Raw genomic sequence first — 15,567 nt, 5'->3', positions numbered from 1 at the left:
CGAGAGGAATAGACATGAGTTTAGGTAAGGTCGTCCAAATTATCGGCGCCGTTGTGGACATCGAGTTCCCACAAGACAACGTGCCAGCCGTATATGACGCACTAAAAGTTACAGAAGGCGACCTGGCTGGTTTGACACTAGAAGTGCAACAGCAGCTAGGTGGCGGTGTGGTACGTGGTATCGCACTTGGTAGTACTGACGGTCTGCGCCGTGGTACTTCAGTAGAAGGTACAGCTGAGCCAATCAAGGTTCCAGTTGGTACAGCAACACTTGGTCGTATCATGAACGTACTGGGTGACGCAATTGATGAAGCCGGCCCAATCGGTGAAGAAGAGCGTTGGTCAATCCACCGCGCTGCACCTTCATACGAAGAGCAAAGCAGCTCAGTTGAGCTACTTGAAACAGGTATCAAGGTAATCGACCTTGTATGTCCGTTCGCGAAGGGTGGTAAAGTTGGTCTGTTCGGTGGTGCTGGTGTAGGTAAAACCGTAAACATGATGGAACTTATCCGTAACATCGCAATCGAGCACAGCGGTTACTCTGTATTCGCCGGTGTTGGTGAGCGTACTCGTGAGGGTAATGACTTCTACCATGAGATGAACGACTCAAACGTACTAGACAAAGTATCGCTAGTATACGGTCAGATGAACGAGCCACCGGGTAACCGTCTGCGTGTTGCTCTGACTGGTCTGACTATGGCAGAGAAGTTCCGTGACGAAGGTCGTGACGTACTGTTCTTCGTAGATAACATCTACCGTTACACGCTGGCGGGTACTGAGGTATCTGCACTACTAGGTCGTATGCCTTCAGCGGTAGGTTATCAGCCAACTCTTGCAGAAGAGATGGGTGTACTACAGGAGCGTATCGCATCGACTAAGACTGGTTCAATCACGTCAATCCAGGCCGTATACGTACCTGCGGATGACTTGACTGACCCGTCACCAGCAACGACGTTCGCGCACCTTGATGCAACCGTTGTACTTTCACGTGATATCGCGTCTCTAGGTATCTACCCTGCGGTAGACCCACTAGATTCAACATCTCGTCAGCTTGACCCGCTAGTAATCGGTAACGAGCACTACGAGACTGCACGTGGCGTTCAGACTGTACTTCAGCGTTATAAAGAGCTGAAAGACATCATCGCAATTCTAGGTATGGACGAGCTATCTGACGAAGATAAGCAAGTTGTATCTCGTGCACGTAAAATCCAGCGTTTCCTGTCTCAGCCGTTCTTCGTTGCTGAGGTATTCACAGGTGCACCTGGTAAATACGTTTCACTGAAAGACACTATTTCTGGCTTCAAAGGCATCTTAAACGGTGAATACGATGACATGCCAGAGCAGGCTTTCTACATGGTTGGCTCAATCGACGAAGCGATCGAAAAAGCCAAAAACATGTAATTAGGGGGTTGTTATGGCAATGACAGTACGCCTTGACGTAGTGAGCGCTGAAAAGAGTTTGTACTCTGGCGACGTGACTGCGATCCAAGTGACAGGTAGTGAAGGTGAGCTGGGTATTCACCCGGGTCACGCACCACTACTGACTGGCCTAAAACCTGGTATGGTACGTTTAGTAACAGAAGATAAAACTGAAGAGTTTATCTATGTTGCAGGTGGTACGCTGGAAGTTCAACCTAAGACCGTAACTGTCCTTGCTGACGTTGCGATCCGTGCGGAAGAAATTGACGAGCAAGCTGCTGAAGAAGCTAAACGTGAAGCGGAAGCGCAATTGGCTTCAGGCACTGCAGGCGAGCTGGATTACCAGCAAGCTGCAATGCAGCTTGAAGAAGCTCTTGCTCAGCTACGTCTTCTACGCCAGCTGCGCAAATAAGCAGCCACCTATCTGGTTTAAAAAACCCACACTCTACGTGGGTTTCAGACTGATAATAAACCCCACTTTTTAAGTGGGGTTTATTTTTTTAGATGCCAGGTAAAGGCATTTCGGTTCTCTAACATTTATCAGCAACATTCTTACAGGCTGTGCTGCATGCCTTGAGCAGCCATGGCTATTTCTTTCCCGGTTAATGACTTTTATACCAATTTCACTTAATACCTGGTCTATTTGAAGGAGCAAATAGGACGCTAACGGCGTTAAAAATTTCTTATTTAGAACAACTAAATAGCAAAATTTTTGCCTTGTTATCGACCCTATTTTCTCGCCTCAAAATAGATCACTTAATTAAGCAAATTGGTATTACAAGTCCGTATTTCACCATGTAGGCTGGCTTAGATGCTTGTATTGTGATGATATCCATATTCACACTTTATAAATGAGTCTCTGTTAGTCGGATCCGCACTCCCTAATCACACCAATTAATTGTTTATTCAAACTTATGGCAATCCGTCGCGATGAAATGGGCAGAGCCTAAACCAACTGCAACGAGATTCTCTGGTATCGAGGCGATTATCGGGCTTTTGTTTGGTATGGTCACGGCCATTTCACGGTGCTTTGACGCTAATGTTATGCTTACCATCGAATCATATGGCCACAGCTGAAAAAGACTTGTGGCTTCTCGTCAGGGAGCAACCGTCAGCTGTGTGAATTGAGGTTGCCATCTATACCACCACCTATTGCTTGTTCAATTTGACGGAGCAAATATGACGTTATCTGTGCCACATTTATACATGCTTCTGTATCACAACTATGCTCACACTTTGCTTTATACCAATTTCACTTAATACCTGTTCAATTTGAAGGAGTAAAAATGGCGCCAACGGCGTTAAAGACTTCTCATGTCGTATTGTATTGCTGCGTTTGCCAAAAACGATTAAGACCTGTCAGGCAAGCTTTCAAGAAGTAACCATATTTAATACGTCATATGTAAGAAACCAAAGTGAAGGTTGTACTTAATTCAGGCAGGTGTCCAGAAATAATGGACAGATCAAATCGCCCCTGCTTGTTGGTTTTTATAAGTTTAGGTTGCACTATTTTTAACCATGCGTTTTTAGTGTTTTAAAATGTCACTATTCTGTTGCTTTTTTTGTTCTTCTTTTATCTCTTTTTTATTTTAAAAAGCTTTAATATCATGCACTTACCATTTTGTTTGTGTTGTTGCTAATGGTTGTTAACGTTTATTCACTTTTGGTTCACTCACTTAATCTTGTAAGTTCACCCTGTCAAACGATAGGTCGAATCTGGAATTGATTTGAGTGCACTGAGCTGCACTGGTCAATGAGTAAATTCACACTATTTTTTGTCACACAAGGCAGTGCGTTACGCACAGCCATATAAAAATGAATGGTGGCTTGGCGCTTATGTGAGTATCACATGCACCACTCACCGAATAAGGAACGCACTTTATTTGTAGCTTTCGAGACAGTGTAAGGTATGAGTACGGCCAATTAGGGTTGTAAGTAACACGTTCCATTGAACTATTTAATAAAAAAGGAATAAATGATGATTAATTCACTATTTGTAATTTCAGAAGTTAGCCAAAGCGTTGGTGATGTAGACATTGCTGGCTGTAAAGGCTGTCGCGCTTGTGAAGCTCAGGCTGAGTTTTAATTAAAAAAACACACGGAGTAGAGGATAAGTTATGTCTTTTCAACATGACGTTCATGCAGCATCGCTCTCTACAAGTCACCCCGGTGATTTGTGTGAAGGTTACCGCTGTACTGGTTGCCCTACTTGTCAAACTCAATAAAAAACCATTAAACAAAAAGGAAGAAATTATGTCTTTTTCAAACAGCATTTTTGAAGCAGCTCAAGCTACTAGCAAAAACGGTGATGTATCTCCAGAAGGCGGCCATTGTGGCGGTTGTACTGGTTGTTCAGGCTGTTACTACATGGCACAAATGTAATTGCTAACAGCTAAAGAGGCGTAGTACGCCTCTTTTAAAGTTTCAACTACACCGAGTGCAGAAATAAAAATCAATAATAAAGCAAAGTACTAAAAGGCATTGTAATGAACATTTGTATAATAGGAAAAGTCTCTCCAATTCAAGGGGGAGTGGCGCAGTTAAACTTCTGGCTATGCTATGCATTGGCTAAGCAAGGCCATCAGGTGCATCTGATCAGCAACGGGACTGAAACTGAAGAAGAGTTTAGAATAACATTAGGACGTATTCCTGATGATATGTCAGGTACTCCATTTGCTGATGTAAAGAACAATCTGCATATCCATTACACAAATGAAAAAGCTAAGTACCAATATATCCCTTATGCTAACCCTTTCGTATCAAAGCTTTCTAATATAGCTATTGACGTTGTCCGTAAATATGAGTGTGACTTTATCCTAGGTCACTATTTTGAACCATACGGCGTTGCAGCTTATGTCACGTCACAAGCGACTGGTGTTCCGTTTGGCTTGAAGCATGCTGGTAGTGATGTAGGCCGACTGCTTAAAAACCCAGAGCACAACACCCTTTACCATGAGATGTTCAGTAAAGCAGGATTTATTTTTTCCAGTGGCTCCACGACTCGTCGTTTTTATCATGCAGGTGTAGAACCATACAATGTCATGCCTTTTGCACCGCCAACCTGCCCTGAATTCATCTACAATCCAGAGCGCAAAGCGCTTGATTTAGAACAGTATCTAATCAGTACAAAAGATGCATTGAGCAAGCCGATATATTCAATGCTTAGAGAACAGTTTGGTTATGAAAACTATGATAGTGAAGCCAGTAGTATCGGTATCTACGGTAAGGTCGGTATTAGCAAAGGCAGTTACGATCTCATCGAGTCTTTGGGCAAGTTAAAGAAACGCGGTAAAAAGTTCAACTTCTTAGCCCTCACTAATGGTCATGCGCACCAGCTAAAAGAGTTTGTCAATAAAGTAAAAGAAGCTGGCATTGAAGAAAATACCATTTGGTTACCATTCATGCCGCATTGGCAAGTGCCAGAATTTATCAATTTATGCGATGCGGTTTGTTTCTTAGAACGTGATTTCGCAATCCCTATCCATATGCCAGGCGTTGCTGTTGAAGTTATGCGTTGTGGTAAATGTCTGATTGTATCTGATGAAATTTATGAAAAGCAGCGTGTGAAGGACAAGCTTGAGCCGGGCGAGAACTTACTTGTGGTAGATCCTCAAGACACAGATGCACTGGCTGAAAAGATCAGTTTTGTACTCGATTTTCCTGATAAAGCTAAACAAATTGGTGCAAATTGCTATGAAGTCGCAAAGGATTTTTATCCCTCTTTTGATGAGATAGCAGAATCGATTAGCGATAAGTTTACCGAAGCATTTGAAAATATAAAAAGAAGAGAATTAGAGATGAGCGCACTGGAATTACAATCTTTCGTCAATCGCTTGTACACAGATGACGTATTTCGAAAACTAAATGATGTTGCACCAGATGTTACTGAGGCTTTATATCAGCTAACGGATGAAGAAAAGCAGGCAATCAGAAATATTGAGAAAAAAGCTCTGGAACAGTATGCATCAAGCCTGAAGATGAAAAACTTCAAGCGAAACACAGCAAGCTATGAATATACATTAAAGGTGCTTGGCGAGCCTGCACTATTTAAGCTGTTTGACCGTTTCTATAACGTCAACCCTGCATATCCAGGGGAAAGTAAACTTGCGTTTGTATCTAAATTTGGTCAGTTCTTAGAGGACAGCATTAACGGTTCGCAAGACGATATTCCAAATTATACCGCTGAGTTGATCCGTTTCGAAAATATTCGAAATCAGTTGAATCTAACCACGACAAATCAAGATGATTTTGAATACATCAATGCCAAAAACGCAAGCACGACAATTGAGAATGACACCAAAATAAAGCTTGTTGACTCAGCGACGTTGTTGAAACTTGACTATGACTTAGCACAACTGATCGAATTGCTTGATGAGGACGAGATCCCTGCAAACGTCGAAGAGAAAGAAACTGCTATGGTCATGTATTTTGTACCAACTTCTCCTAAAGCGAAACTATTGTCTCTTAATCCAGCTGCCGGCTCGCTAATAAGCATGATCAAAGGTGAGCTTACATTTGCACAATTATTGGATCATTTTGAGACTCAGACTGGTATCAGTGGTTGTAGTGAAGATCTTAAGCAAGCGTTGGAATTCTTCCACTCTAATGAGTTGCTGCTCATATCGCAATAAAAGGGGTCATTCATGATCAGTAAATCAATAGACTTGCTACCTTTTTTAGGCGCTGGCTTAGGTTATAGATACCAGATCCATAATGATATTTTAGCAAATGAAGATGAAATTGACTTTTTGGAGATTATTACTGAAAAGTATATTGGTACCTCTCCACGGTCTATCGACGCATTAACGGAAATGGCAGAGAAATTCACCATTATTCCTCATGGTGTTTCTTTATCGGTGGGGTCTGCACGCAAAGTATCAAAAACGTTTTTATCTAATGTTAAAGATGTTGTAGATATCTTGAATGCGCCTTATTACAGCGACCACTTGGCAACAACGGAGTGCCCAGGTATTGATTTAGGTCACTTATCACCGATTCAATACAATGACGTCACGCTAAAATATACCGTCGATAATATAAATATGGTTCAAGATACTCTGGGAATTCCGTTTGTCATCGAAAACATTACTAAGACACTGGAAATTCCGGGTTCGACAATGAGTGAAGAAGATTTCTTGCACCAGCTTGTTGATAAAACGGGCTGTGGCATGTTGCTCGATGTGACGAATCTTTACACTAATAGCGTAAATTTTGGCTTCGATGCGATTGAGCGAGCTAAACAACTACCACTTGATGCTGTCGTTCAGGCGCACCTTGCTGGTGGGGTTTGGCACAACGGTAAACTTATTGACTCTCATTCTGAATCTATACCTAATCAAGTATGGCAACTGTTTGAAGAACTCATTCCATTAATGCCTATCAAAGGCGCATTGGTTGAGAGAGATGATAATTACCCTGATTTTGATGAATTACTAGCTGAAGTTAAGAAGGGAAAGAAGCTCCTAAGCAATACTTCTTCAAAATAATTCACAAGCACACCGTAGGACAAGCAGTCATTGCTTGTCCTAATGAAACTTAATTCAGCAAGCAGATCCCATGAAAGCAGCCCAAAATCAACAAGAAAGTAACTTGTCTTTGTTCAAGCGACTCAGCACCTTCCTTTACCCGTATAAATATTCCGTGATGATGGCTATATTTTTTGTGGCATTATCTGTCTTACTTAACCTTTCACCTCCTCTTATTTATAAGGAGATTATTGATTCAGCTATCCCAAATAAAGATCTCCAGGAGCTAACAAACTTAATATTGATTTCTATTGGTATCCTGGTGCTGTCAACATTGTCTGGATTAGCTGAAGAGCTTTTTATTAGTCGATTTGGCTCAGGTTTTTGTTTTGATATTAGGTGTCACATGTATCAACACATACAGCGACTACCTCTGTCTTTTTTCTCAAAAGTTGAAAGGGGAGAGTTACTCTCTAGGTTTAACACTGACTTGATAAATATTCAGGTAGCGTTAGCTCGAACCATTCCATCTATTATCACCAATGTCATTACCTTGATTCTTGCCGCATCTTTTATGCTTTATATGAACTGGCAGCTCACGCTAATTTCAATCGTAACAGTGCCGGTGTATTTTTTGATTCTTTACTTCGTTACTAAAGCAATTAATGAAAAATCAAAAGACTCATTTAACTTTGGCGATCAATTGAACTCCAAAATTGCGGAAGACTTTTCAGTCAATGGCTTTATGTTTTCAAGGTTAAATGGCATTGGAGACAATCAATTTCAAAAGTTCTCTACGATTGCAACTGGCATCCGTAAAACACGAGTCACAATCGCTATGTTATTTCAGGCGAATCGAGTTTCCTTCTCTGCGTTATCTGGACTGGGCATTGTTTTCGTATACTACTTCGCTGGTAAGCATTTGATACAGGAAGAGCTAACAATAGGTACCTTAGTCGCTTTCACTGTATTCACTCAGCGTCTGTATCAGCCTATAGGTTTTCTTTCACATACCGTTCTGGATATATCTAGCGGCGTCGTTAGTTTAAGACGACTTTACAAAATTCTTGATATGGCCCCGGAAAGCCGACTCCCGAATCACCAAGCGAGTGATAAGACGGAAGCACCCAGCCGCTCGAATACAGATTATATTTGTTTGGATAACGTTAGCTTTTGCTACACCGAGAGCGAGAAGAAGCCTGTGTTAAAAGGTTTATCTATGTCTATTGCAAAAGGAGAGAGGGTTGCTTTTGTCGGAGGGAATGGGGCAGGCAAATCGACTCTGGCATTGCTGTTATCTGGGATGCTTCCAGTGCAGCAAGGTGAAATAAGAATTGGAGATTTAAAAGTTAATGATGCATCAGCAGATCAAATTAGTGAATATGTTAATACTGCCGTCGCGAATGCATTTTTCTTTAACGCCTCTATCTTTGAAAATGTTCGGATGGTTTACCCAAACGCAACTGATGAAGCCGTTTATCATGCATTAGAGAAAGCCAATTGCACTTCTTTTATCAGTAAGTTACCACAAGGTGTCGACACGCTTATCGGGCAGGATGGCTATCAACTGAGCTCTGGTCAAAGACAGCGACTATCCGTTGCACGTTTATTTTTGAAAAATTCACCAATTTTTATTCTTGATGAAGTGACGTCTAACTTAGACGTTGAGTCTGAGCATGAAATTCTCAAATCAATAGACGAAATATCAGAAAGTAATACGGTGATAATAATAACTCACAGCCTAGAGACCATTAGCAAGGCTAATAGAATATTTATGATTGACCAAGGTAAGGTTGTTAAAGAAGGTAGCTTAGATTACCTCATAAAAAGCAGCCCTGAATTTAGGAAAATTTTTAATATAAAACAAGAATTAGCCGAAGAAGTGTAAGGAGAAGCTGATGTGTGGTATTACTGGTATTTGGCGCTTTGATGGACAGCCTGTCGACCCTGTAAGTTTAACGAAGTTTAACGATGCGTTAGAGCACAGAGGGCCCGACAGTGGAGATATTTTCATCGATGGAAAACATAATCTAGGGTTAGGTCATCGTCGGTTATCAATCCACGATTTAAGTCAAAATGGTGCTCAACCAATGACTTTACAAGACCGCTACGCAATCAGTTTCAATGGAGAAATCTATAACTATCGAGAGCTCCGAACTGAGTTGCAGCAAGCTGGTTTCCACTTCTTCTCTGACTCAGATACTGAGGTTGCGTTGTATGCCTATGCCCATTGGGGCGTTGAGTGTTTTACTCGATTCAATGGCATGTGGGCTATGGCACTTTGGGATAGCTTTGAAGGCAAGTTACGCATTTGTATTGACCGATTTGCTATCAAATCTTGCGTGTATTACAAGGATGATAATCAGTTTGCTTTTGCGTCTGAATTAAAAGCGTTTGCGTTACTGCCAGGTGCGGATTTACAGCACAATACTGACCTGATAAAACGTCAGTTTTTAGGTCAATCAGGAGAGTTAAGAAAAACGATACTGAGTAAGGTACAACGGATACCGGCAGGACACTATTTAGAAGTGGAAAGTACAGGCGAAATAAGCATGAAACGCTGGTGGAATACGTTACTGCACTTGCCTCAACCACCAAGTACTTTTGAAGAACAAGTGGCGAAATTACAAGAACTCATGGAAGATTCTGTGCGTCTGCGCTTAAGTACAGATACCAAATATGGTATTCCGATAAGTGGTGGAATGGACTCAAGCAGTATCATGCTAACAGCCAGGGATGTTCTTGGGGATGATAAAGAGCCTTTAAGTGGGTTCGTTATTGGAAAACAAGGTTGGTTAGATGAAACGCACCTAGCCCGGGAAGTCTGCCAAAAAGCTGGTGCTGAGTTAACAGAAGTGCACTCTAATTTATATCAGGATGTTGATATGTTAGAGAGCCTCACTAGCTGCTACGAAGATATCGAGGCTGCATCAGAGGGGCCGTATTTACTCTATAAGAGCATGCGGCAACAATCTCGAGTGGTGTCATTGGATGGTCATGGAATGGATGAGTTAATGGCAGGGTATGGCTATCACTTTACGCCCGCAATGCATGATGCATTTGCCGGGATGCCTAATTTAGCCAAGATCTTTGATTTGACTATGCTGGGTCGCAGTATCAGCTTAAATATTGACTCTCTGAAACCTTGGGAAGGCTGGGGGCACTCTAAAAGGCTCTTTGCGGATGCATTTAAGGGGCGCTTTTCGGCCAAGTATCAGCCGCAGAGTTATACAAATGACCAAGAGCACTATCCTGAGCACTTTGATCACTTAAATACCATGCTATATCACGATGTGCATTATGGCTTTTTACAAAATATATTGCGTTCATTTGACTATGCTTCAATGGCGCATGGTGTAGAAGCCAGAACGCCATTTTTGGATTGGCGACTGGTTACATTTTTATTCTCACTGCCGTCAGAAAGCAAACTAAAACATGGATTTACTAAGCGCTTGTTGCGTCATGCTATGGCTGGGAAATTGCCAGACAGTGTGCGATTGAAGAAAAGCAAGATTGGATTCATTGATATGAAAAGCTACTTCTACAATCCCAACACACTTGCTTGGGCAAGAGATAAACTGGATTCCATTGAATCCCGTAACTCAAATATTTGGGATCATAAAGAAGCCTTATCTATTGTCGACCAGTTAGCCAGTGGCAAATCATCAAATCCTGCGCATTTCAGCATTGTGATGAAAATGGCCCGGCTGGTTCATTTGACCGAAAGCTACAGTGCTCAACAGCGCTCTGTGCATTCGAATAACATTACAGCGACTAAGCCTGCAGAAGAGGTTGGCTTTAAGCGTAAGGCCGCCCTCATCGCTTAGTCGTTTGTTGAGTTAAACAGGCTTATTCTTTGAGTATTAATGAAGGTTATGAGGCTTCGTAACCTTCATTAAGTTGACTGGCAAGATGATGTTGTTACCAGTGTTTGACTTTCGCAAAAACTCAGCTGTTTTAAAGTAACCTGGTGAACGCCCCTGCCTACTCTAGCTACTCCGATTCGTTGACGTTTGTCATACCACGCAATGCTCCGTCCTGACCCTGGAGTTACCTGTTGAACCTTCAGATATATACAGACGCTTCAAAATCACAAAGCATTTCGATTTTGTAGCTTAAAATCGCAAAAACCAATGAGGAAAACAGAAAAAATCAAACAAAAACAGGTGCTTATATTTTGGCACAAATTGTGCTTTGTTAGGTGAGTTTTTCTGTAAATAGCATGAGAAGTTAAAAATGGATGTAATCAAAAGTAGTTCAAAAAAGAAGAACGTAGCATATAAGCGGGCTATCGCGATGGTTTTCTTCGTGATCTTAGCACTATGCTGGTTACTTATTACAACTGATGACCGCGTCGAAGTTCTCCGCAAAGAAAGTCTATTTTCGAACGTACAGCAAGGGGAGTTTATAGTGAGTGTTGATGGGTACGGAGAGTTTAAATCAAACGATCAAAAACTCATCACGTCCCGCTCTCAAGCGACGGTCGAGGAAGTGCTGCTTAAGCCTGGCGCGAGTGTGCAGCCAGATAGTGTCATTCTAAAATTAAGCAATCCAGAAATAGAAGAAAATGTCTTGATAGCAAGTCAAGAGCTCACAAAGGAATATGCCACTTTAAAACAAATTGAACTGTCGCAAAAACGAGAAATTATGACAGAGAAAGTGAAGTACGCTGAGCTGGAAGCCAGTTATGAGATATCGAATTTAAATTTTCAGGCCCAATCCGATCTCTCAACAAAAGGCATCGTATCTAAATTAAATTTTGCTGAAAGTGATATTAAGACTCAGCAAATGAGCAAAGTACTTGCGATTTATAGAGATCAAATTGAACAGTTGAAGCTAATTCATACTGAGTCTATAAATATGCAAAAAGAAATCATTAAACAAGCGGAAAGCAACTTACGGATTGCTAAAGATAAACTAGACCGCCTTACAATCAAAGCGGGTATGAGCGGTGTGCTTCAACAATCTTTTGTGACGTTAGGCCAAACCGTTTCATCAGGTGCACAACTAGCGCTTATCTCTGGTACTGAAAACCTAGTGGGAATTATCAAGGTTCCTCAAACCCAAGCTGATATGATCAAACTAGGACAAAAGGCAAAGATCAACACTCGCAAAGAGATCATTGAGGGCAATGTAGCGCGAATTGACCCAGTGGTTACTGAAGGTACCGTGAGTGTAGAAATAAAAATGGAGGGGGAGCTGCCTAGCAATATTCGCCCTGAGCTCAGTATTGATGGCACCATCGAAATAGAATCGATACCTGATACATTCTTCATAAAACGACCAGCAAATATTCAGCCAAATTCTGTAGCAAAGTTATACCTGGTTGCAGAAGGGCTAAATCAAGCCTCAGCGAAAGAAGTCACCTTTGGTGTAGAAAGTGGCCAATACATTCAAATACTCTCAAATGTAAATATTGGTGAGACATACATTATTTCTGACACTTCTGCGCTCGCAAGTGCGGAATCTATCGTAATCAAACAATAAAGAGCCGCCAAAAAATGAAAAAATTAAAAATAGAAATAAAAAAAATCTCAAAGGTATTTTATACAGGAGAGATGGAAACGCATGCCTTGAGAGATATTAGCTTTGACATATATGAAGGTGATTATATCTCTATTTCTGGGCCTTCAGGCTGCGGTAAATCTACACTGCTATCACTACTAGGGTTGCTGGCTCCTCCATCAAGTGGGCAATATCTGATTGAAGGCGAAGATGTCAGTAACTTAACGCTTACTGATGCAGCAACAATTCGAAATAGAAAAATAGGTTTTGTATTTCAGCAGTTTAACTTAATCGATGAGCTAAGTGTAATCGATAATGTTGCGCTACCACTTAAGTACCAAAACCCACCAGTACCTCTTAATGAGGCACGTGAGCGCGCAATAAAGTGCCTTACCAGGGTCGATCTAGGTCATAGGGTTGACCATAAACCGAATCAACTATCTGGTGGTCAACAACAAAGGGTGGCTATTGCCCGAGCTTTGATTGCTGAGCCTGCAATTCTCTTGGTGGATGAGCCAACAGGAAACTTGGACAGCAAAAATGGTGATATTGTGATGGAGATGCTTGAACAATTAAACAAAGAAGGCGTCACTATTTGCATGGTAACTCACGATGCTCGATACGCAGATATGGCCCACCGTCAACTGCATCTATTGGATGGTGAAATTGTAGAGCAAAAACAAAATGTGATGGAGGCTGTGTGAACTACTTCTTGCACGAACTAAAATTAAGCTTTTTCAGTCTACTAAAAGTTCCAGCATTTTGTTTCACGATTATTCTGACGTTAGGGATCACGCTGGGCGCATTAATAACTGCTTTTAATTTAAACTACCTAATATTTGTTAAACCGCTTGTTTATAACGATCATGAGCGTCTAGTTGTTGCAAACCACGTACGAATTAAAAGCTATGAATCAAGTGGAGAAGGCTTTCAAAGTTACCCAAGCCTGTTGGAGTGGTACAGAAAAAGTAAGGCCTTTGATGAAAAGGCGCTGATCTCAAGTGATATAACGCAAATAACCAGTATTAGTAGTATGCCCCGGGTCAATGCTAGCTATGTTACGCCGGATTACTTCGAAATCACGACGGCGTCAATGCAATTGGGTCGTGCGTTTAATGAGTCTGAAGGGCTTAATCAATATAAACCGTCGGTCATTCTCACCGATAAAGCATGGCAGACAATTTTTAATCGTGAACCTGATGTTTTAGGGAAAACGGTTGCGGTGGAGGATATTCAATTTGTTGTGGTAGGCGTACTTTCCGCAGATTTTCAACAGCCGCAGTTAACTGAGTTTAAGTCAGAAAGTCTTGTTTACTTACCCTGGGACTACAATTCCATTCACGCGGAACTGCGCACTAGCTGGGATGACTTTTTACCACATATCCAGTTTGTTGGAAAAGTAAAGGCATCCCTAGAATTACAACAAGCGCAGCATGAACTTACTAGTCTCTCTGATGCTGGTTTCAGAAGAAACACTCAAGGCTCTGAATATTGGAAAGGCGTTAGTTTGCAAGCAAGGCTATTAACTTTTGAAGAAGCTATTATTGGAGATAGTGAAACAACAAGTGCGCTATTTTTTGCCGGGGTGTTAGCTTTATTACTTATAGCGGTAGCGAACGCGACGAATCTATTTTTGTCACGAATTGTTGAAAAGCGTCGTCAACTGGCCATTCAAGCCGCGCTGGGGGCTCAAAAGCAGCATATTTTTCGGGCAATGTTAGCAGAGTCGATGTGTTTAACATTTGGTGCTTTATTATTGTCAATAGCCATTGCTCTATGTGGTATTTACTTGTTGCAACAAAATGCAGCAGGGCAGCTGCCTAGATTAGATGAAATGAGCCTGGATCTGCCATCTATCGTATTTATGCTCATATGCGGCATCATACTTTCTTTTATTTTCGCAGGTACAGCTTCCCTTGCTGTCAACTACCGAGGGTTAAATGGTATGTTGCAATCAAGCGGGAAAGGTTCGGGTCTGCAAATTTCGTCGGGACTACGTGTTGTGCTAGCCGCAAGCCAAATTACGTTAGCAATTATACTACTTTCAACTAATTTCTCTTTGATGTTTGAGGCATCGACTAAAATTACACAGTCATTAGGTATTGATACGGAAGACACTTATTATATTACTGTGAGTACTGGTAATAAAGACTTAAGCGAACTTTCAATGAGTCAGCAAGGAAAAGAGTTGAAGAGCTTGATTGAAGCTATGCCTGAAGTTGAGGCTGTTTCAATTATAAGTGCTACTCCTTTATCTCCTCGTATGACACGTTCAGTACTACACCCCGATAGACCGAATGATTATATCCGAACAAATGTATTAATTTCTGACAACGATCTTCAGAAGGTTTTCTCACAAAAAACAATTACAGGTCGTCAATTTACAGAGATGGAAGTCAGAAATAATAGTAAAGTGGTTATGGTAAGCCAGACTTTGGCAAAGGCATTATATGGGGATGAGTTTTCCGCAATAAATCAGCCTCTCATGTATAGCGGAGTGACTTACAAAATTATTTCAGTTGTCGAAGATGTTAATAACCCCTCTGGCAGAGCCTTTGACGAAATGCTATACCTGCCATCTGAGGTAGAAAAACTTAGCTTTGTTGTAAAAAGGCAAGGAGAAGCCCCATTAAGTAAACAGTCTTTGCAAAATCTAGTTAGTGATTATGATAATAATTTTAGAGTGTTTCTATATTATAGTATGGAAGATTTGCACTATAGAATATTAAAGAGAGATGTGGCTACGGCTGTAATTACAATCTCACTATCTATCTTAACTTTACTATTAGCTGCAATAGGCCTTTATGGCATTCTAAGTTATAACGTTAAAATGCGTCAGTATGAACTGGGAGTTAGGATGGCTATTGGCGCTAACCCTATGCATATCGTTAAAGACGTCTTAAAAGACAACAGTAAAGCAATAATTTGGGGTGTGGTTATTAGTGTGATGGCAATGCTACTTTTTGAAGTAGCAAAAAGGAAAGTGGATTTTACAAACTTTAATGTAGACTTGTTTCCTTCTCTGTCAGCAATAGCTCTGACGTTATTACTATCCATCATGATATCAATAATTTCACTGAATGGCGTAGCGAATAGGAGTCCAGTTTACTCATTGCGCAATGATGATTAAGAGAATGCTAGCTCTGATGGAACTTATCAGAGCTAGCCAAAACTAGAGT

At 41.2% G+C, this 15,567-nt stretch carries 10 protein-coding genes; all 10 read left to right on the top strand.

Translation table 11 applies throughout. The features are described from left to right. Positions 1-14 precede the first annotated feature (14 nt). The 10 genes from atpD (at position 15) to CWC22_RS19440 (ending at position 15,518) form a co-directional block, all read left to right on the top strand. Positions 15-1,400: a F0F1 ATP synthase subunit beta gene (atpD, locus tag CWC22_RS19485; RefSeq protein ID WP_010384876.1), complete on the top strand. Its 1,386-nt coding sequence runs from the start codon at positions 15-17 to the stop codon at positions 1,398-1,400. A 13-nt stretch (positions 1,401-1,413) separates the two neighbouring features. After that, positions 1,414-1,830, top strand: a complete 417-nt coding sequence (locus CWC22_RS19480) for a F0F1 ATP synthase subunit epsilon (RefSeq protein WP_010384877.1) — start codon at positions 1,414-1,416, stop codon at positions 1,828-1,830. 1,727 nt (positions 1,831-3,557) lie between these two features. Next, entirely contained in the window at positions 3,558-3,800 is a 243-nt protein-coding gene (locus CWC22_RS19475; RefSeq protein WP_138538123.1) for a hypothetical protein, read from the top strand. Positions 3,801-3,904: 104 nt separating this feature from the next. Next, positions 3,905-6,049: a glycosyltransferase gene (locus tag CWC22_RS19470; RefSeq protein ID WP_138538122.1), complete on the top strand. Its 2,145-nt coding sequence runs from the start codon at positions 3,905-3,907 to the stop codon at positions 6,047-6,049. Between the two features lie 12 nt (positions 6,050-6,061). Further along, complete coding sequence (locus tag CWC22_RS19465; protein WP_125561145.1) at positions 6,062-6,904, top strand: DUF692 domain-containing protein; 843 nt, start codon at positions 6,062-6,064, stop codon at positions 6,902-6,904. Positions 6,905-6,974: 70 nt separating this feature from the next. Beyond that, positions 6,975-8,771: an ABC transporter ATP-binding protein gene (locus tag CWC22_RS19460; RefSeq protein WP_125561143.1), complete on the top strand. Its 1,797-nt coding sequence runs from the start codon at positions 6,975-6,977 to the stop codon at positions 8,769-8,771. Between the two features lie 10 nt (positions 8,772-8,781). After that, positions 8,782-10,710 (top strand): asparagine synthase (glutamine-hydrolyzing), encoded by a 1,929-nt coding sequence (gene asnB, locus CWC22_RS19455; RefSeq protein WP_138538121.1) that lies wholly within the window; start codon positions 8,782-8,784, stop codon positions 10,708-10,710. A 409-nt stretch (positions 10,711-11,119) separates the two neighbouring features. After that, positions 11,120-12,370, top strand: a complete 1,251-nt coding sequence (locus CWC22_RS19450; RefSeq protein ID WP_125561139.1) for an HlyD family secretion protein — start codon at positions 11,120-11,122, stop codon at positions 12,368-12,370. Between the two features lie 14 nt (positions 12,371-12,384). Continuing rightward, positions 12,385-13,092 carry an ABC transporter ATP-binding protein gene (locus CWC22_RS19445; protein WP_125561137.1) on the top strand — a complete coding sequence of 236 codons (708 nt, stop codon included), beginning with the start codon at positions 12,385-12,387 and terminating at the stop codon, positions 13,090-13,092. After that, positions 13,089-15,518 carry an ABC transporter permease gene (locus CWC22_RS19440; protein ID WP_138538120.1) on the top strand — a complete coding sequence of 810 codons (2,430 nt, stop codon included), beginning with the start codon at positions 13,089-13,091 and terminating at the stop codon, positions 15,516-15,518. The genes CWC22_RS19445 and CWC22_RS19440 overlap by 4 nt, the downstream gene beginning before the upstream one ends. Positions 15,519-15,567: the final 49 nt, after the last annotated feature.

The organism is Pseudoalteromonas rubra (genome assembly GCF_005886805.2).
Taxonomy (GTDB): Bacteria; Pseudomonadota; Gammaproteobacteria; order Enterobacterales; family Alteromonadaceae; genus Pseudoalteromonas; species Pseudoalteromonas rubra_D.
Note: the sequence above shows the minus strand (reverse complement) of the source record. Positions and strands in the feature narration are given on the sequence as shown.